This window comes from Reyranella sp., assembly GCF_965279465.1.
GTDB lineage: Bacteria > Pseudomonadota > Alphaproteobacteria > Reyranellales > Reyranellaceae > Reyranella.
Genome location: NZ_OZ257242.1, coordinates 5,234,517 through 5,253,280 on the forward strand (window position 1 = coordinate 5,234,517; position 18,764 = coordinate 5,253,280).

Here is an 18,764-nt window from a genome sequence, read left to right on the forward strand (position 1 = left end):
CCGCGCCCGCCCACGTGCGAGAAAGTTGTGCGAACGCGAGCAGGAAATCATGGGAGGAATCCGGGAGATTTCCGGGAAGGCGCTGGAGGCATCCAGGGGCAGCGAGGACGTGATCGCCTTCGGCGACATGCGCTTCGTCACCCGGACCGGCGAGCTGCAAGCGAGTGGCAGCTCGGCGCGGCTGACGCCGCGCGCCGCTGCCGTGCTCGCGCTGCTGGTCGAGCGCGCGCCGCGGCTGGTCGCGAAGGAGGAGTTCATTGCCCGGGTGTGGGACGGCAAGGCAGTGGGCGACGAGGCCCTGACCACTTGCATCCAGGAATTGCGGCGGGCACTCAACGACGATGCAAGACAGCCGCGCTACATCGAGACCCGATATCGGCGTGGCTACCGATTGGTCGCGCCGGTCACGGGTCGACCCGTGACGTCTGCCAAAGCTTCGACCGGTAAGCCGTCCATCGCAGTCTTGCCATTCGTGAACATGAGCGGAGATCCCGAGCAGGAACACTTTGTCGATGGCATCGCCGAGGACATCATCACTGCCCTGTCGCGCTTCCGCGAACTCTTCGTCATCGCTCGCAACTCCTCCTTCACTTACAAGGGCAGGGCCGTTGACATAAGGCAGGTAGGGCGCGAGCTCGGCGTGCTCTACGTGCTGGAGGGGAGTAGCAGGAAGGTCGGCAACCGCGTGCGCGTCGCAGCACAGCTGATTGACTGCGAGAGCGGAAACCATCTCTGGGTCGAACGCTACGATCGCGAGCTCGTCGACTTCTTCGCGGTTCAGGAGGAGATCACTCGTAGCATCGTTTCCAGAATCGCGCCGGCGATAGAGGCATTGGAGATTGCGCGCGCACGTCGACTCGGTCTCGCCAACCTGAACGCCCACGAGCTTGCCTTGCGCGCATGGCACGAGGCGGACGCCGCCTATGTTTCGGCCGACGCCGCCGTGCAGGAGCGCGCAAGAACGTCGGCGCGGCAGGCGCTCGCGCTCGACGCAGACTGTGTTCTCGCCTGGGTGACAGTCGCGTACCTGTGTTGGCAGTCGGTATTTTACTCTCAGGAGGAGCGGACACAGGAAATGTGCCAGCCCGGCCTCGACGCCGCGCGACGGGCCATTGAGCTGGATCGGTTCGAGCATCGCGCCTACATGTTCCGCGGGATGCTCCATCTGGAGTTCCGGCGTTACGACGAGGCGCTGTCCGACCTTCGGCAGGCCTGCGAGCTCAATCCCAGTGATGCACTCGCCTTGCAAGTTCTGGCTTACGGCGAACTAAGGAACGGCGACGCACAGCTGGCCAAGGAGCATGGACTGCAATCGCTCCGCTTGAATCCCCAGGATCCGATGCGCTACAATACAACTTCGTTCCTCGCGCACGTCTGTGTCTTGACGGGTGAGTACGCCGAGGGCCTGAGGTGGGTGGCCGAGAGCAGACGAATTCACCCGGACTTTCGCCCGACGATCCAAGCCGCCATCAAGCTCCATGTTGGGCTTGGCCAGATCGAGCACGCCCGGATCGAAGCCGATCGGATCAAATCTCCTCTGTTTCAGGAGCGCGTGCGCAAGGGCATCTCGGGACTTCGACGCCCCGAGCACAGAGAGCGCGAGCTTCGCTTCTACCGTATCGCGCTTGGCCTTTCCGATTCCATATCTACCGCCGAGGAGTCGCCCATGGTCCCCCAGTCCGACTGATGTCGATTTAGATCATGAGTGGCAAGTCCCAAGAGAAGCGCATCGCGTCCGCAATGCCTGGTTAGCCCGTGGATATCGCTCGTGATTTGCTGACCGTCGAATTCGAGCAGCACGGCAACGCGTCTACCGCGGAGAGACGATCGCCAATGTGCCGAACAGGATGCGGGAAGCGCGCCCCCGAGATGACGCGGCGGCTGGATCGTGGGCTGCGCCGCCGGCGCGCTCGAGCATCGCGAGCTTCGGCCACTGGGCCTGACGGCACCGAGCGCTACAGGTCGGCCCCGATCGCGTCGACTACCGAGGTGAAACGATCTCGGAGGAGCAGTGCGGCCAGCTCGTCCTTGATGCGGCGGACGAGCGGCGGGCCCTCGTAGACCAGCATCGAATAGAGCTGCACCAGGGTCGCGCCGGCGCGGATCTTGGCATAGGCGTCGGCACCCGAGCCGATACCCCCGGTGCCGATCAACGGGAACTGCTTCTCCACCCGTCGTGCCGTCTTGCGCAGGACATCAGTCGAGAGCGCCATCAGCGGTGCGCCCGACAGGCCGCCCGTTTCGGCGCGCCGTGCCGATTGGAGCGAGGCCGGACGCTCCAACGTGGTGTTGCCGACGATGATGCCGTCAATCCTGAGGTCGCGACAAACGGCGACGATATCATCGAGGTCAGCGTCGGTGGCGTCGGGCGCAATCTTCACCAACAAGGGTATCGGCTTGACCGCAATGGCGTCCTGCACCTGCTTGAGCAGATCGGCGAGTTGCAGGCGGCCCTGCAGGGTGCGCAGACCGGGCGTGTTGGGCGAGGAGACGTTGCAGACGAGATAGTCGGCGTGTGGTGCGAGCGCGGCTGCACAGGTAACGTAGTCGGCCTTGCGGTGGGTGCTGTCCTTGTTGGCGCCGACATTCACGCCGACGAACCCTTGACGGGGACGGGCGCTCAGCCTCGCGAGCGCGGCGTTCAGGCCCTCGCCGTTGAATCCCATGCGGTTGATGACACCGCGGTCCTCGCCGAGGCGAAACAGGCGCGGACGCGGATTGCCTTCCTGCGGCTTGGGAGTGATGCTGCCGATCTCGACCAGCCCGAAGCCCATTGCGAGCATGGCGTCCGGTACTTCGGCGTTCTTGTCGAAGCCGGCGGCGAGGCCGATCGGATTGGGGAGCGTTCGGCCCCACACGGTCACGGCCAGCGAGGGCGGATCTGGCTTTCTGTCGCGCGGTGCCAGCCCTCCCTTCAGTGCGCGGATCGCAAGGCCGTGGGCGGTTTCGGCGTCGATGCGCGACAGGAAAAAATCGGTAGCCCGGTACCAAACAGCCATACGTCTATCTTAGCGAGCCGCCGGATTGCGGACGCAGGCCCATCGCATCACTGAACACCACCGGGAATAGCTGGCGGAACAGCTCGCCCAGCCGCGGATCGTCCGGTCCGGAGGCATCGGTCCATGCCGTCGTCTGCGACAAAGCGAGGTCGTTGCGGCAATAGACGGCCTGCATATAGACGCGGCCGGGCGTGTTGGCCTTGAAGCGCGGCTTGACGCCGGCACACACGGAATATGCGCCCATATCGTTGGCGGGGTCGAACATCAGGACCAGGCGGTAATCCGGGCGCGGCTGCTCGGTGGGCTGGTCGTAGGTGAAGGTCAGGCGAGGTTGCGGCTTGCTGGCCTGCATCTGGGTCAGCAGCGGCCCTGCCACCTGCTCGACCGCCATACCGGGAAAGGCATTGCCGGCAAGCACCACGCGGAACTGCTTGCCATCGGCGGCGGTGAAGAATTCGCGATAGTCGTACTGCGGCGCGTATTCGGTCCCGCCGATGGTCGCGGCGAGGGCGGCGACGGGCAGCATCGAGAGGGCGAGGGTGGCCGCAAGCTTCTTCAAGATGGTCATTTCAGACATCCAGGTCATGGGCGAACTTCGCGTTCTCCTGAATGAAAGCGTAGCGCTTCTCGGGCTTTCGGCCCATCAAATCCTCGACAAGAGTCCGTGTCCGCATGTCCTCGACGCGCCCGTCGGTATCGGCGATCGCGGGCACATCGACCTTGAGCAGGACACGCTTGGCCGGGTCCATCGTGGTTTCGCGCAAATGGACCGACTGCATCTCGCCCAGGCCCTTGAAGCGGGTGATGTCGGCCTTGCCGCCGAACACCGAGCGCAGCAGTTCGTCGCGCTGCGCCTCATCCTGGGCGTATTCCGTCCGGCCGCCCTTGGTGATGCGGAAAAGCGGTGGCTGGGCGAGGAAGAGGTGCCCGTTCTCGATCAGCTTCGGCATCTCGCGATAGAAGAACGTCATCAGCAGTGAGGCGATGTGCGCGCCGTCGACGTCGGCGTCGGTCATGATGATGACCCGCTCGTAGCGCAGCCGCTCGTCGTTGTAGTGGGCGCCGGTGCCGCAGCCCAGCGCCTGGATCAGGTCCTGCACTTCCTGGTTCTCGCGCAGCTTGTCGGCCGAGGCGCTGGCGACGTTCAGGATCTTGCCGCGCAACGGCAGGATCGCCTGGGTCTCGCGATTGCGGGCAGCCTTGGCCGAGCCGCCGGCCGAATCGCCCTCGACCAGGAAGATCTCGGTGCCGTTCGAGGAGGAGTTGCTGCAGTCGGCAAGCTTGCCGGGCAGGCGGAGCTTGCGCGTCGCCGTCTTGCGCTGCTGCTCGCGATCCTGCTTGCGCCGCAGGCGCTCCTCGGCCTTGGCGACGACGTGCTCGAGCAGAACTGTGCCGGCTTCCTTGTCGCCGGTCAGCCAGTGCTCGAAATTGTCGCCGACGATGGTCTCGACCAGCTTGGTGGCCTCGACGCTGACCAGCTTTTCCTTGGTCTGGCCCTGGAACTGCGGCTGCTCGATGAACACCGAGACGAGGCCCGCCGCGCCATCAATCACGTCGTCCGCCGTGATCACCGCGCCCTTGCGGTTGCCGGTGAGGTCGGCATAGCGCTTCAGGCCACGGACCAGCGCGCTGCGGAAGCCCGATTCGTGCGTGCCGCCTTCGGCGGTCGGCACCGTGTTGCAGTAGGAGCGGACGAAGCCTTCCTCGTCGTTGGGCCACCATACGGCCCACTCGACCTTGCCGCCGGCCGTGCCGTTGCTCTCGCTCTTGGCCTCTCCGGCGAAGGGCTGCGGCACCACGGTCGGGCGCTCGCCGATCTCGGAGACGAGGTAGTCCTTGAGGCCGCCGGCGAAGTGGAACGTGTCCTCCTCGGGGATCGAGCCATCCTTGGGCAGGATGCTCTTGTCGCAGCGCCAGCGGATCTCGACGCCCCGGAACAGGTAGGCCTTCGACCGCGCCATGCGGTAGAGCCGCTCGGGCTGGAACTGCTGCTTGCCGAAGATCTCGGGATCTGGATGGAAGGTGACTGTCGTGCCGCGCCGGTTGGGAGCGGGGCCGGCGGATTTCAGTTTCGACGTCGGCTTGCCGCGCGAGAACGTCTGCACCCAGGACTGGCGATCGCGCGCGACTTCGACGACCACTTCGTCGGACAGCGCATTGACCACCGAGACGCCGACGCCGTGCAGGCCGCCCGAGGTCGCATAGACCTTGCTGTTGAACTTGCCGCCGGAATGGAGCGTCGTGAGGATGACCTCGAGGGCCGAGACGTTCTTGAACTTGGGGTGCGGATCGACCGGCATGCCGCGGCCGTTATCGCGGATCGAGACCTTGTTGCCGGCGAGCAATTCGACATGAATGGTGTCCGCGTGGCCCGCGACGGCCTCGTCCATGGCGTTGTCGAGCACCTCGGCGACGAGATGGTGCATCGCCCGTTCGTCGGTGCCGCCGATGTACATACCAGGGCGCTTGCGGACGGGTTCGAGCCCCTCCAGCACCTCGATATCGGCCGCGGTGTAGGAATTGTCCTTGGTCGCCGCGACACGCTTGCCGCCCGACCCTCCGAAAAGGTCGCCGTTCTTCGCCATGCTGCTTCTTATCTTTCGTCGGCCGCGCGAGGGGATCGCCGGATGGCCGGTCGGTCATGGGTATGGTAGGAAAAACGTTGAAAAGCAACCACATCCGGTGGGGAATTGATGTCCGAAATGCCGCGCGACCCGATCATCCGGACCGTGCCCCAACCCGCCGACATGAACGGAAACGGTGACATTTTCGGCGGCTGGGTGCTGTCGCAGATGGATATCGCCGGCGGCACGCTGGCGTCCCGGGTGGCCAAGGGGAGGGTAGCGACGGTCGCCATCACCGCCATGACCTTCGTTCAGCCGATCAAGGTCGGCGACCTGGTCTCTATCTACGGTGAGGTCAGCAAGGTCGGCCGTAGCTCCATCACCATTGCCCTGGAAACCGTCGTCCAGCGCCGGCTCGATCCGACCCCGATCCAGGTGACCCACGGAACCTTCGTGTTCGTGGCGATCGACGATGACGGCAAGCCGCGCCAGGTGTCGCCGTGAGGGGAGTCGGCATGAAAATCGCAGGGCCTGTGTTGGCGGCTTCGCTCGCCTTCGTTCCGCTCGCTGCTGCGGCGCATCCGCATCTGTGGATTTCGCAAGTCGTACGGGTGGTCACGGAGAACGGGGCCTATACGCACGTCGAGATCGAATGGAAGTTCGACCCCCATGCCAGTGAGGATGAGATTCCGGCGATCGACGAGGACAATGACGGCCAGTTCTCCGAAGAGGAGATCCGCCTGCTGGTGCGCGACATGATGCCCGAATTGCAAAAGGCCGGCTTCCTCACGTGGCTGAACATCGGCGAGAAGGATTTCCGCCCGCCCGAGGTCCCGGATTTCGACGCGCGCATCGACAATCCGGCCACCTTCACGCCGCCCGAATGGGATCGCGGCGCGGGCGATGGCGACAGGATGCCGGACAACAAGAGCCAGGCGATGTCGCTGCCGCCTAGAGGCGAGCAGGAGCGCAATCTCGTCTACACAATGCGCTTCGAACTGCCGCGGCCGGTGACTTCGTTCTCGATCACGACCTACCAGCCCGACGACGAGATGCGGGTCGAGGTCGACAAGGAGTCTCTGCCGGCCGGCTGCACGCTCGACAAGCATCCGACCTATAAGTCCGAGTTCGTTCCCGGCCAGCCGGTGTTCGCAGACAGGGTGACGTGCCGCCTTCCCTGACGCCTCCCGTTCCAGCGTACCGGCCGTGGCTCGGCATCTTCTTCATGTGTGTGGCCTGCGCGCTGTTCCCGGTCCAGAACGCCGTGGTGAAGCTGCTGACCGGGATCTATCCCTTCCAGGAAGTCGTCTGGGTTCGGCTCGCCACGCATCTCGTCCTGATGTGCGTGGTCTTCCTGCCACGCCGCGGCCTGGCGCTCCTGCGCACCCGGGCGCCACTGCAACAGGTCATCTGCTCGGCCGGCCTGCTCGGTGCGACGTTCTTCTTCTTCGCCGCGGCGAAGTCTGTCGGCGTCACCGAGGCCATCGCCATCTCCTTCATCTCGCCGCTCGTGGTGACGTTCCTCGCCTGGCCGATTCTCGGCGAGCGCATCACCGTCGTTCGGCTTGCATCGGTCGTGATCGGCTTCGCCGGCGTGCTGATCGTCATCCGGCCGGGCAGCTCGGTTTTTCAGTGGGCGTCGCTGCTGATCGTCGCGAGCGCGGTGTCCTACGCCGTCTATCAGATCATCGTACGGCGCGTGGCGGCCGTCGATTCACCGGCCACCACCGCCTTCTACAGCGCGCTCGGCTGCACCCTGGTGGCGTCGCTGTTCGTACCGTTCAACTGGAAGACGCCGGAGAACTGGCGCGACCTGGCGCTGATGCTCTCGCTGGGAGTCTCCGGCGGCTTCGGCCATTACTGCGTGGCCCGCGCCTTCAGCTATGCACCGGCCAACCTGATCGCGCCGCTGAACTATACCCAGATGATCGGTTCGGTCGTGGTCGGCTATCTGATGTTCGCCGAAGTGCCGGATTTCTACACGTGGACCGGCAGCGCGGTGATCATCGTCGCCGGCTTGCTCGTGGGATGGCAGGGCCGCAAGAAGAAGAGCTGAAGGAGGAAAGCATGCCGTATCTCGTTGCCGCCGATCTGCCAGTCGGTTCGGCCGGTTCTCGCTTCAGGGCATTGCTTGAACGTCCGGGCATCCTCCAGATGCCCGGCACGCACAACGGGCTCGCCGCCCTCCAGGCCAAGGCCGCCGGCTTCGAGGCGCTCTATCTCTCGGGTGCGGCGATGTCGGCCTCGATGGGCCTGCCCGACCTCGGCGTGATCACCGTCGACGAAGTCTGCTTCTTCGTCCGCCAGGTGGCGCGGGCGAGCGGCCTGCCCGTTCTGGTCGACGGCGACACTGGCTACGGGGAAGCGCTGAACGTGATGCATATGGTCCGCGCCTTCGAGGAGGCCGGCGCCGGCGCGGTCCATATCGAGGATCAGCTCCTGCCGAAGAAATGCGGCCATCTCAACGACAAGAAGCTTGCCGATCCGCACGACATGGCCGCCAAGGTCCACGCCGCCGCCAGGGCGCGGCGCGATCTCGTGATTATTGCCCGCACCGACGCGGCCGCAAGCGAGGGTATCGATGGCGCCGTGGCCCGCGCCAGGCTCTATCTCGAAGCGGGCGCCGACGCGATCTTCCCAGAGGCGCTGACCACCGCCGGGATGTTCCGCGCCTTCGCCGAGGCGATGCCCGGTGTGAAGCTGCTCGCGAACATGACCGAGTTCGGCCGCACCCCGTTCTTCACCGCGTCGGAATTCGAGGCGATGGGCTACCGCATGGTGATCTGGCCGGCATCGGCCTTCCGCGTAGCCAACAAGGCACAGGCGAAGCTTTACGCCGCGATCAAGCGCGACGGCGGCACCCAGAACATGATCGGCGAGATGCAGACCCGCGCCGAGCTTTACGCGACGATCGGCTACCACGAATACGAGGCGCTCGACGCCTCGATCGTGCAGACCGTCGTGCCGCAAGGCATGCCGCAACGATAATTCGGACGATACTTGATAGATGCAAATATTCGGCTGATGCTATTGGCGAGAGTGGTCTTCCGAGTTGCGAAATGCGCCCGCCACAATCGGCGGGTCACAAATGAGGAGCCAGATCATGAGCGCTGTCGCGTCGATAATTCCCGCCCAGACCATGAAGATCGAGAAGGTCAAGGAGCACATTGGCGCCATTGTCACAGGTATCGACCTTGCGCGCCCCATCGATGCCGCGACGCAGAAGAAGCTCTACGATGCCGTCGTCGAAAACGTGGTCCTCGTGATTCGCGGGCAGGAGCATCTCACCCCGGGCCAGTTGCAAGCCGCCGGAGAAATGTTCGGCGAGCTGATGGAGGACCAGAACCGGCGCTATCTCGTCGACGGATTTCCGTTGATCAGTGTGCTCGACAACCGGCACTTGGACAGCAAAGGGCAGCCCGCAAAAGTCGGCACCAATTCCACTTGGCACACCGACCACACCAACCAGGAACTGCCGCCCAAGTTCACCATGCTGTATGCGGTCGCCGTGCCCGACAAGGGTGGCGCGACATCGGTTTGCAACTCCCGCGCAGCCTACGAAGCGCTTCCGGACGAGGTGAAACTGAAGATCGTCGATGCGAAGACCGAGAATACGCTGATCAGCAGCGCGCGGATGAAGACAGGCAATCCGGATATCGTGAAGGCCCAGCTCGAGGCGACGAAGCCGCCGACGATCCATCCCCTGGTCCGCACCCACCCCGAGACCGGCACCAAGGCAGCGTGGTTTCATAAGGCCAAGACCGAGACGGTCACCGGCATGTCACCCGAAGAAACCCAGGATTTTCTGCAGGATCTGACTGAAAGGATCACGCAGCCGCAATTTTGCTATGCGCACCAGTATGAGAAGGGCGATCTGCTGATCATCGATGACCGCGCCTCATTGCACAAAGCCGGATTCGATTACGATCACAGCCAGCATCGCCGCCTGTATCGGATGCTGGTGCGCGGCGACCGTCCCTACTGAGAGGCTGTCCTCTACAAGCCCAGGCTCGAGAGATCCGGCGCGCGACGGTGGAAGTCGGTCGCGTCCTGGAAGGCCTTGCCCAACTTGAGCACGTCGCGTTCGGCGTACGGCTTGCCGAAGATCTGGATGCCGACCGGCAGGCCGCGCGACAGGCCGCTCGGCATCGACAGGGCGCACAGGCCGAGATAGTTGCCGGGCCGCGTCATGTAACCGGATACTGGCGAGGTCTCGTCGACTTCGGTGAGCGGGATCGCGGGCACGGCGACGGTCGGAGTGAGCAGGGCATCGTAGGGCCGCATCCATTCGGCGAACTCGGCGCGGCGCTGCTTCATGAAGCGCAGCTCCTCGGCATAGCCGCCCGTCACGAAATTCTTGCCGAGCAGGGCGCGGCCGCGCACGCCGTCACCGATCGGCTTGGACTTGTCCTCAATCCACTTGCGATGCAGCGAGAACATCTCCGAGGTCGAGATCGTGCCTGCGCCCTTCTGCATCTCGAAGAACCAGCCCGGCAGGCGCACGGCCTCGACTGTGGCGCCAAGTTCCTCGAAAGTCCGCGCCGCCGACTGCCAGGCCCGCACCACGTCGGGGTCGACGAAATCCGGCAGCTGGCTCGAATCGGGTAGGGCGAGCCGCATGCCCTCGATCGAGCCGCCCTTGGCGGCGGCCGTGAAATCCTCGAGCGGCTGGTCGAGCGTCGTCGGATCGCGCGGGTCGGGCGCGGCAAGCGCGTTGAGCAGCAGCGCGCAATCTTCGACGCTGCGCGCCATCGGCCCGATCGAATCGAGCGTCCAGCTCAGCAGCATGGTGCCGTGCAGGCTGATGCGGCCGAACGTGACCTTCAATCCCACCAGCCCGTTGAAGGCGCAGGGGATGCGCACCGAGCCGCCGGTGTCGCTGCCGATGCCGGCCGGCGCGAGCCGCGCCGCGACCGCGACGCCGGTGCCGCTCGACGAGCCGCCGGGCGTGCGATGGGTCTCGAGATCCCACGGATTCCAGGGCGCACCCATCAGCGGATTGGTGCCCCAGCCGCCGAAGGCGAACTCGACCATGTGCAGCTTGCCGAGGGGGAACATGCCCGCCGCCGTCAGCCGTTCGACCGTGGCGGAGGTCTCGGTGGCGACCCGATTCTCCCACATCTTCGAGCCGCCGGTCCCGATGCGTCCCTTGATGTCGCACAGGTCCTTGTAGACCATGGGCAGGCCGTGCAGCGGCCCGAGCGGAAAGCTCGAGGCGCGCGCTGTGTCGGCCGCACCGGCCAGCGCGCGTGCTTCCTTGGCATAGACCTCGGTGAAGGCATGCAGCTTGCCGTCCACCTTTTCGATGCGGGCGAGCAGGGCATCGGCGATCTCGCGCGAGGAGAATTTCTTCGCGGAGAGGCCGGCAGCCAGCTCCGTCAGCGTCTTTTCGTGCAGCTTCATTGGGTGAGATCTCTCGCTGGGAGCGCGGCTCTCCAGAGCCGCTCATGGGATGTGGCAAACCGAAGGAAGAACGGCTCTGGAGAGCCACGCTCCCAGCAGGCCTAGTAGGTCGCTCGTCCGCCGGACAGGTCGAAGGTCGCGCCGGTCGCGAAGGTACAGAGCGGGGAGGCGAGCCAGGCGACCATCTCGGCGACTTCGCCGACCTCGCCGAAGCGGTTCATCGGGATCTTCGACAGCATGTAATTGATGTGCTGCTCGGTCATCTGGCTGAACAACTCCGTCTTCACCACGGCCGGCGCGACGCAGTTCACCAGCACACCGCTCGTCGCAAGTTCCTTGCCAAGCGACTTGGTGAGGCCGATCACGCCGGCTTTCGAGGCCGAGTAGGCGGAAGCATTCGGATTGCCTTCCTTGCCCGCGACTGAGGCGATGTTGACGATGCGGCCCCAGCCGCGGCTCACCATGCCCGGCGCGATTGCGCGGTTGCTGAGGAACACCCCGGTCAGGTTGATCTCGATCACCTGCTTCCACGCATCGACTGGATACTGGATCACAGTGGTGTTGGGGCCGGTAATGCCGGCACTCGCAACCAGGATGTCGGGCGGGGCGAGCTGCTTCTCCGTCGCGGCGACGGCGTCCGCCAGGGACTGCTCGCTCGTGACGTCGACTTCGACGGCGATCGCATCGCCCAGCGAGGCGGCGGACTGGCGGGCGCGGTCCATGTCGCGGTCCCACAGCGCGATCCGGCCGCCGCCGGCTGCAATTTTCCCCGCGCAGGCCAGCCCGATGCCGCGCGCGCCGCCGGTGACCACGGCCGTGCGACCTTTGAACGTCTCCGCCTGCATGCTTCCTCCCAAGCGCTTGAACTGACGCTGTTTTCCCATCATATCGAAGGAACATGTCCTCCGCCAAACCTGCGTCGATCGACGCCACCGTCGAGTTGCTGAAGAACGGCGACTATATCGCCGACCGCAGCCTCGCCACCGTCCTGTACCTCGCCCTGAAGCTCGGGCGTCCCCTGTTCTGCGAAGGCGAGGCGGGTGTCGGCAAGACCGAGATCGCCAAGGTGCTGGCAGCGACGCTGGAGCGGCCGTTGATCCGCCTGCAATGCTACGAGGGCCTCGACGTGTCCTCCGCGGTGTACGAGTGGAACTACGCCCGCCAGATGATCGAGATCCGGCTTGCCGAAGCGCAGGGTGTGCACGATCGCGGGCAGCTCGAGTCCGACATCTTCAACGAGCGCTTCCTGATCCGCCGCCCGCTGCTCCAGGCACTCGAGCCGCATGCCGAGGGCGCGCCGATCCTGCTGATCGACGAGCTCGATCGCACCGACGAGCCGTTCGAGGCCTACCTGCTCGAGGTCCTGTCCGACTTCCAGGTGACGATCCCTGAGCTTGGCACGGTGAAGGCCGCACAAACGCCTATCGTGATCATCACGTCCAATCGCACGCGCGAGATCCACGACGCGCTGAAGCGCCGCTGCTTCTATCACTGGGTCGATTATCCCGACCTCCGGCGCGAACTGGAGATCCTCAAGGTCAAGGCGCCGGGCGCCGGTGAGCGCCTGTCCCGGCAGGTCGTGGGCTTCGTACAAGAGCTGCGCAAGATCGACCTGTTCAAGTCGCCGGGCGTCGCGGAATCGATCGACTGGGCGACAGCTCTGTCCGAGCTGGACGTTCTCGACCTCGACCCGAAGACGATCAACGACACGCTGGGCGTGCTGCTGAAGTACCAGGACGACATCCAGCGCATGCAGGGCACGGAGGCGGCCGACATCCTGCGCAAGGTGAAGGCCGACATCGCCGCCCAGCCGTTGGGATAGACCACATGGCCCGGTATCCGTCGTTCCGAGCGGAGCGAAGCGTAGTCGAGGGACCTACTCATCGCGGCGGACGTCGCGTGAACAGGTCCCTCCGCTACGCCTCGCTTTGCTCGGCTTCGGTCGGGACGACGGATGGACAGTGGTGATGGACGGCCAATCTGCCACCGGCGAAAGCCCGCAGGGCAGGCTCGCGACCAACATCGTCCATTTCGCCCGCACCTTGCGCACGGCCGGCCTGCGGGTCGGGCCCGGACAGATCCTGCGCGCGATCGAAGCCGTGGAAGCCGCCGGCCTCAAGAAGCGCGACGACTTCTACTGGACGCTCCATTCGGTCTTCGTGAACCGTCGCGACCAGCGCGAGATCTTCGACCAGGCCTTCCATGTCTACTGGCGCAACCCGCGTCTCCTCGAGAAGATGATGGAGATGCTGCTGCCGTCGATCGATACGCCGGCCGATCCCGACAAGAGCCGGGAGCTCAGCCGCCGCCTGCAGGACGCCTTGTCGCCGGGGCAGGGCGAATCGCCGAAGGCCGACGAGAACGAGCCGCCCGAAGTCGAGATCGAGGCGACCTTCACCGTCTCCGACCGCGAGGTTCTGCAGCACCGCGACTTCGAGCAGATGACACAGGCTGAAATCGATAGCGCGCTACGCGCGATCGCGCGTCTGCGCCTGCCGGTGCCGGAACGGCGTACGCGGCGCTATCGGCCGTCACATCGTGGTCAAAAAATCGACTTCCGCGCCTCGCTGCGCCGGGCGCTGCGGCCCGAGGGGCTGATCGAGCTGCGCCGCCGCGAGCCGCGCCGCCGTCCGCCGCCACTGGTGATCCTGTGCGACATCTCGGGATCGATGGCCCGCTACTCGCGCATGTTCCTGCATTTCATGCATGCGATTACCAACGATCGGGACAGGGTCTTCTGCTTCACCTTCGGCACCCGCCTGAACAACGTCACCCGAGCTCTTCGCTATAGGGACGTGGATATAGCGCTGGCCAAAGCGTCGGCGCAGGTGGAAGATTGGTCCGGCGGTACGCGGATCGGCGTGGCGCTGCACGAGTTCAACAACAAGTGGTCGCGGAGGGTGTTGAGCCAAGGAGCGGTCGTCTTGCTGATCACCGACGGGCTGGACCGCGAAGGCGCGGCTGGTCTGGCGGAGGAGATGGAGCGCCTGCACAAGTCCTGCAGCCGTCTCATCTGGCTCAATCCGCTCTTGCGATACGGGGCCTATGAACCCAAATCGCAGGGCAACAAGGCGATGCTGCCCCATGTCGATGAGTTCCGGCCGGTGCACAATCTCGATAGCCTGGCCGGGCTGATCGCCGCCCTCGACAGCCATCCCCAGCACCGCTCGGACAAGCGGCTGTCGGGCTGGCAGACCGAATTGCGCAAGGAGTAGGCCATGAGCGACGCGCTGGAAGTTCTGGATCAGGTCGGCAAGTGGAAGGCGTCCGGCAAGGGCGTCGCTGTTGCAACCGTCATCACCACCTGGGGATCCTCGCCGCGGCCGGTCGGCAGCCAGCTCGGCGTCGACGATAGCGGCCAGATGGTCGGTTCGGTCTCCGGGGGCTGCATCGAGGGCGCGGTCGTGCAGGAGGCCCTCGCAGCGATCAAGGACGGCAAGCCGCGGTTGCTCGACTTCGGCGTCACCGACGAGCAGGCCTGGGATGTCGGCCTCGCCTGCGGCGGCAAGGTTCAGGTCTTCGTCGAGAAGGTGAACTGATCCCATGAAGAGCGAAACCCTCGCCGCCCTCCAGGAGGCGCGCACCAAGCGGCAAGCGGTGACGCTTGCCACCCGCCTCGGCGACGGCGCCGAAGGCCTTGTCTATCGCGATACCGCGAACGGGCAACTGGCCGGCGATGCTGCAGTCGTCTCGGCGGCCCGTCGCGCCATGGACGTCGGCCGCAGCGAGACCGTTGATGTCGGCGGCCAGAAGATCTTCCTGAACGTCTACGTGCCGCCGCCGCGCCTCATTATTGTCGGTGCGGTGCATATCGCGCAGTCGCTGGCGCCGATGGCGACCCTGCTCGAGTTCGACGTCACCGTCGTTGATCCGCGCGGCGCCTGGGCGACCGCCAACCGCTTTCCCGGTGTGAAAGTGATCAAGGATTGGGCGGACGAGGCCTTCCAGGAAATGGGCCTCGACGTGTCGACCGCCGTGGTGACGCTGACGCACGATCCGAAGCTCGACGATCCTGCGCTCGAATCGGCACTCAAATCGGACGTGTTCTATATCGGCGCGCTGGGCAGCCGGCGCACCCATGCCAAGCGCAAGGAGCGGCTGGCCGAGGTCGGAATCACCGACGAGATGTTCTCCCGCATCCACGGCCCGGTGGGCCTCAACATCGGCGCCAAGTCGCCGGCCGAGATCGCCGTGTCGATCCTCGGGCAGATCATCGAGGTGCGTGCCCGTCGTCTCGAAGCATTGTCGGCGCCGAAGGTCGCGGCTGCGTGAGGTTCGGGGAAACGCCGATCGACGAGGCGACCGGCGCCATCCTGGCGCATAGCCGGCGTGCGGACGGGATCAACTTCTCCAAGGGCCGTCGGCTGTCGGCCGAGGACGTCGACAAGCTCAAGGCGGCCGGCGTCGCTTCTATCGTGGCGGCGCGCCTCGATCCGGACGACGTTCACGAAGACCAGGCCGCAGAGGCGATCGCCAAGGCCCTGGCAGGGGTGGGGATCGACATCACCGCGCCCTTCACCGGCCGCTGCAACCACTTCGCGCGCGAGGCTGGCCTCGCTGTCGTCGATCACGAGAGGGTCGACGCCTTGAACGAGCTGGACGAGTCGGTGACGGTCGCAACCCTGCCGCCGTACGCTCGCGTGACGCCGCGCCAGATGGTGGCGACGGTGAAGATCATTCCCTACGCCGCGCCGCGCACGGCGGTCGACCGGGCGATCGAAGTCGCAAAAGCCGCGAACCAGCCGCTGATCTCCGTAGCCCCGTTCAAGGCGATGCGCGCCGGGCTGGTGCAGACGCGGCTGCCCGGCACGCGCGACAAGGTCCTGGACAAGGCGGTCAACACGACCGGCAAACGGCTGACCTCGCTCGGCAGCACGCTGGTCGGCGAGCGCCGATGCGGGCATGACGCCGCCTCGATCGCCGAGGCGCTCGTGGAACTGAAAAGTGAGGGCTGCGACATCTTCCTCGTCGCCGGCGCCTCCGCGATCGTCGACCGCCATGACGTGGTGCCGTCCGGCATCGAGCAGGCGGGCGGGAAGGTCATCCATTTCGGAATGCCGGTCGATCCCGGCAACCTGCTGCTGACGGCGGAACTCGACGGCAAGCCGGTGCTGGGGCTGCCGGGCTGCGCCAAGTCGCCGAAATACAACGGCTTCGACATGGTGCTGGAGCGTCTGGCGGCCGGCCTGCCGGTCGGGCGTGCCGAGATCGTGAAGATGGGGGCAGGCGGCCTGCTTGCCGAAATCCCGACCCGTCCGCAGCCGCGCGACGACGGCGACGACGAGGCGGCGCCGCAGCAGGCGCCGCGGGTCGCCGTGCTGGTGCTGGCGGCCGGCCGATCGACCCGCATGGGCGGTCCGAACAAGCTCCTGCAGGAGGCGGACGGCCTGCCGCTCGTCGTGCACGCCGTGAAAGCGGCGCTGACATCGCAGGCCGTCGAGGTCGTGGTCGTGCTGGGCCATATGGCCGATCAGGTGAAGCCTGCGATCGAAAGGGCGATCGGCGCGGACAAACGCCTGCGGTTCGTCACCAATCCCGATTTCGCTGACGGCCTCAGCACGTCGGTGCGCGCCGGCATCGCCGCGCTGGGCAAGGAGATCGACGCCGCGATCGTGCAGCTCGGCGACATGCCGGGCGTCAACGCGGCGCTGCTCGATCGGCTGATGGCGGCGTTCAGCCCCGTTGAAGGCCGCTCGATCTGCGTCCCGACCGTCGGCGGCAAGCGGGGGAACCCCGTGCTGTGGGACCGCCGCTTCTTTGCCGAGATGGCGAAGGTCTCAGGCGACACCGGCGCCAAGCACCTGATCGGCGAACACGCCGATCTCGTCTGCGAAGTCGAGATGACCGGAGAGGCCGCAATCACGGACATCGACACGCCCGAGGCGCTCGCCGCCTGGCGGGTGCGGAAGAGCTGAGATGATCGTTCATTTTTCATGCTCTTCCGGACCGCGAGCGTCCCGCTCGCTCATGATCATGAGCGAGCGCGACGCGCGCGGTCCGGAAGACGAAGATAAGAAGGCTGCGGCATGAGTTTCGATGTCGCTGCGGTCCGGCGCCAGTTCCCGATCCTGTCCGAGATCATCGACGGCCGGCCAGTCCACTATCTCGACAATGGCGCGTCGGCACAGACACCGCTTGCCGTGCTCGATGCGGTGCGGAGCTACGAGACGACCGGCCGCGCCAACGTGCTGCGCGGCGTCCATCGCCTCGCCGAGCGGGCGACCGAGCTGTACGAAAACGCCCGCGCCGATGTCGCGAAGTTCCTCGGCGTGCAGCCGCTGGAGATCGTCTTCACCGGCGGCTGCACGGCGGCGATCAACCTCGTCGCCTATTCCTACGGCCAGCTCTTGAAGAAGGGTGACCGCATCCTAATTTCCGAGCTCGAGCACCATTCCAACATCGTGCCGTGGCAGCTGCTCAGGGAGCGGAGCGGCGTCGAACTCGACATGCTGCCGCTGACGCAAGACGGGCAGATCGATCTCGAGGCCCTGCCGAAGGTGCTGACCTCCGAGACCAGGCTCGTCTCCCTGGCGCATGTCTCGAACGTCACCGGCGCGCTGCTCGATGTGCGTAGGGTGGTCGATGCCGCGAAAGCGGTTGGCGCCAAGGTGATGCTGGACGGCGCCCAGCGCGCGCCGCACGGTCCGGTCGACCTGCGCGCGCTCGGCATCGATTTCTACGTCCTCGCCGGCCACAAGGCCTATGGCCCGAACGGCATCGGCGTGCTGTGGGCCAGGCCGGAGCTGCTCGAAGCAATGCCGCCGTTCATGGGCGGCGGCTCGATGATCGGCCGCGTGACCCTGGCCGAGACGACCTGGGCGCCGGCGCCGCGCCGCTTCGAGGCGGGAACGCCGCCGATCGGTCCCGCGATCGGCCTGGGCAGCGCCTGCAACTGGATGGCCGCACTCGACTGGACGGCGACGCACGATCACGAGATGGGCCTCGTGCAGCGCGTGCTCGACGGGCTGCAGCGGATCGACGGCACGCAGATCCTGGGACCGACCAGCCTGCAGAACCGTTATCCGGTGGTGTCCTTCATGCTCGACGGCGTGCATCCGCACGACGTGGCGCAAACGCTCGATTCGTTCGGCGTCGCGGTGCGCGCCGGCCATCACTGCGCCCAGCCGCTGATGGACCGCTTCGACCTCGACGGCACGACACGCGTTTCGATCGCGCCCTACAACGACAATACCGACATCGACGCGCTGCTGGCTGGCGTGAAACACGCGGCGGCGACCTTGCGATGAGCGACGAGCTCTACCAGACGCGCATCGTGGCGCTTGCCAAGTCGAAGACCGGTGCCGGCAGGCTCGCGGCGCCGACAAAATCGGCGCGGCGCGACAACCCGTTGTGCGGCGATCGGGTCACGATCGACGTAAAGCTCGACGATACCGGCCGCATTGCCGAGATCGCCCATCAGGTGCGCGGCTGCCTGTTGTGCCAGGCGTCGGCCGCGGCGCTCGCCTCGATTGCCGTTGGCCGCGACGCTGCCGGCATAACCGAGTTGCGCCACGACGCGGAGCGAGCGGTGGGCCGCGAAGCCGGCAAGGCGCACGAGCCGTTCGACGCCTTCGAGCCCGTCGCGGCGCACAAGTCGCGGCAGGAATGCGTGCTGCTGCCGTTCGAGGCGCTGAAGGACGCATTGTCTTAGTCATGTGGACCGTGCGCATCCCTGCGCGCTCATGATCTCGAGCGCGCAGGGATGCGCACGGTCCAATGAGCCCGAGTTTTCCTCGCCGCTGCCGCGGTTGCGTCACAGTCGGCGCCCAGCGTGCATTTGCACTGAAGGGGAGACGAC

Annotated in this window: 18 protein-coding genes; 13 read left to right on the forward strand and 5 right to left on the reverse strand. The window is 65.8% G+C overall.

Translation table 11 applies throughout. The features are described from left to right. The first annotated feature begins 25 nt into the window (after positions 1 to 25). A complete protein-coding gene (locus ACQY8M_RS25585; protein WP_428661514.1) occupies positions 26 to 1,687 on the forward strand; it encodes a winged helix-turn-helix domain-containing tetratricopeptide repeat protein in 1,662 nt (553 codons plus the stop codon). Positions 1,688 to 1,955: 268 nt separating this feature from the next. On the opposite strand, the gene ACQY8M_RS25590 is transcribed toward ACQY8M_RS25585, so the two are convergent. From ACQY8M_RS25590 to parE, 3 genes are read right to left on the reverse strand one after another with little or no spacing between them, the layout of a single operon-like run. Continuing rightward, positions 1,956 to 2,999: a quinone-dependent dihydroorotate dehydrogenase gene (locus ACQY8M_RS25590; RefSeq protein WP_428661517.1), complete on the reverse strand. Its 1,044-nt coding sequence runs from the start codon at positions 2,997 to 2,999 to the stop codon at positions 1,956 to 1,958. Between the two features lie 4 nt (positions 3,000 to 3,003). Then, complete coding sequence (locus tag ACQY8M_RS25595) at positions 3,004 to 3,567, reverse strand: hypothetical protein (RefSeq protein WP_428661520.1); 564 nt, start codon at positions 3,565 to 3,567, stop codon at positions 3,004 to 3,006. Position 3,568: 1 nt separating this feature from the next. Beyond that, positions 3,569 to 5,584 carry a DNA topoisomerase IV subunit B gene (gene parE, locus ACQY8M_RS25600; RefSeq protein WP_428661523.1) on the reverse strand — a complete coding sequence of 672 codons (2,016 nt, stop codon included), beginning with the start codon at positions 5,582 to 5,584 and terminating at the stop codon, positions 3,569 to 3,571. 117 nt (positions 5,585 to 5,701) lie between these two features. Here parE and ACQY8M_RS25605 point away from each other — a divergent pair, with 117 nt between their 5' ends. From ACQY8M_RS25605 to ACQY8M_RS25625, 5 genes are all read left to right on the forward strand, one after another. Continuing rightward, entirely contained in the window at positions 5,702 to 6,067 is a 366-nt protein-coding gene (locus tag ACQY8M_RS25605) for an acyl-CoA thioesterase (RefSeq protein ID WP_428661526.1), read from the forward strand. 11 nt (positions 6,068 to 6,078) lie between these two features. Beyond that, positions 6,079 to 6,744 carry a DUF1007 family protein gene (locus tag ACQY8M_RS25610; RefSeq protein ID WP_428661529.1) on the forward strand — a complete coding sequence of 222 codons (666 nt, stop codon included), beginning with the start codon at positions 6,079 to 6,081 and terminating at the stop codon, positions 6,742 to 6,744. Then, positions 6,729 to 7,619: a DMT family transporter gene (locus ACQY8M_RS25615; RefSeq protein WP_428661532.1), complete on the forward strand. Its 891-nt coding sequence runs from the start codon at positions 6,729 to 6,731 to the stop codon at positions 7,617 to 7,619. Before ACQY8M_RS25610 ends, ACQY8M_RS25615 begins: the two co-directional genes overlap by 16 nt. An 11-nt stretch (positions 7,620 to 7,630) precedes the next feature. Further along, a complete protein-coding gene (prpB, locus tag ACQY8M_RS25620) occupies positions 7,631 to 8,551 on the forward strand; it encodes a methylisocitrate lyase (RefSeq protein WP_428661535.1) in 921 nt (306 codons plus the stop codon). Between the two features lie 115 nt (positions 8,552 to 8,666). Further along, positions 8,667 to 9,548, forward strand: coding sequence for a TauD/TfdA dioxygenase family protein (locus tag ACQY8M_RS25625; protein WP_428661538.1), 882 nt, complete (start codon positions 8,667 to 8,669; stop codon positions 9,546 to 9,548). An 11-nt stretch (positions 9,549 to 9,559) separates the two neighbouring features. Here the strand turns inward: ACQY8M_RS25625 and ACQY8M_RS25630 are convergent, their stop codons facing one another. Both ACQY8M_RS25630 and ACQY8M_RS25635 read right to left on the reverse strand, forming a co-directional pair. Continuing rightward, positions 9,560 to 10,966: an amidase gene (locus ACQY8M_RS25630; protein ID WP_428661541.1), complete on the reverse strand. Its 1,407-nt coding sequence runs from the start codon at positions 10,964 to 10,966 to the stop codon at positions 9,560 to 9,562. A gap of 101 nt (positions 10,967 to 11,067) precedes the next feature. Further along, positions 11,068 to 11,811 carry an SDR family NAD(P)-dependent oxidoreductase gene (locus ACQY8M_RS25635; RefSeq protein ID WP_428661544.1) on the reverse strand — a complete coding sequence of 248 codons (744 nt, stop codon included), beginning with the start codon at positions 11,809 to 11,811 and terminating at the stop codon, positions 11,068 to 11,070. Between the two features lie 53 nt (positions 11,812 to 11,864). On the opposite strand from ACQY8M_RS25635, the gene ACQY8M_RS25640 reads away from it, so the two are divergent. From ACQY8M_RS25640 to ACQY8M_RS25670, 7 genes are all read left to right on the forward strand, one after another. Then, positions 11,865 to 12,788: an AAA family ATPase gene (locus ACQY8M_RS25640; RefSeq protein ID WP_428661546.1), complete on the forward strand. Its 924-nt coding sequence runs from the start codon at positions 11,865 to 11,867 to the stop codon at positions 12,786 to 12,788. 145 nt (positions 12,789 to 12,933) lie between these two features. Next, a complete protein-coding gene (locus ACQY8M_RS25645; RefSeq protein WP_428661549.1) occupies positions 12,934 to 14,181 on the forward strand; it encodes a vWA domain-containing protein in 1,248 nt (415 codons plus the stop codon). Between the two features lie 3 nt (positions 14,182 to 14,184). Then, the gene (locus tag ACQY8M_RS25650; protein ID WP_428661552.1) at positions 14,185 to 14,505 is read left to right on the forward strand and encodes an XdhC family protein; all 321 of its coding nucleotides are present in this window, start codon (positions 14,185 to 14,187) and stop codon (positions 14,503 to 14,505) included. A gap of 4 nt (positions 14,506 to 14,509) precedes the next feature. Further along, positions 14,510 to 15,238 carry an XdhC family protein gene (locus tag ACQY8M_RS25655; RefSeq protein ID WP_428661555.1) on the forward strand — a complete coding sequence of 243 codons (729 nt, stop codon included), beginning with the start codon at positions 14,510 to 14,512 and terminating at the stop codon, positions 15,236 to 15,238. Beyond that, positions 15,235 to 16,881, forward strand: a complete 1,647-nt coding sequence (locus ACQY8M_RS25660) for an NTP transferase domain-containing protein (protein WP_428661558.1) — start codon at positions 15,235 to 15,237, stop codon at positions 16,879 to 16,881. The genes ACQY8M_RS25655 and ACQY8M_RS25660 overlap by 4 nt, the downstream gene beginning before the upstream one ends. 111 nt (positions 16,882 to 16,992) lie before the next feature. Then, on the forward strand, positions 16,993 to 18,213 hold the full coding sequence (locus ACQY8M_RS25665) for an aminotransferase class V-fold PLP-dependent enzyme (protein ID WP_428661561.1): 1,221 nt from the start codon (positions 16,993 to 16,995) through the stop codon (positions 18,211 to 18,213). Continuing rightward, positions 18,210 to 18,617 (forward strand): iron-sulfur cluster assembly scaffold protein, encoded by a 408-nt coding sequence (locus ACQY8M_RS25670; protein WP_428661563.1) that lies wholly within the window; start codon positions 18,210 to 18,212, stop codon positions 18,615 to 18,617. The genes ACQY8M_RS25665 and ACQY8M_RS25670 overlap by 4 nt, the downstream gene beginning before the upstream one ends. Positions 18,618 to 18,764 lie beyond the last annotated feature (147 nt).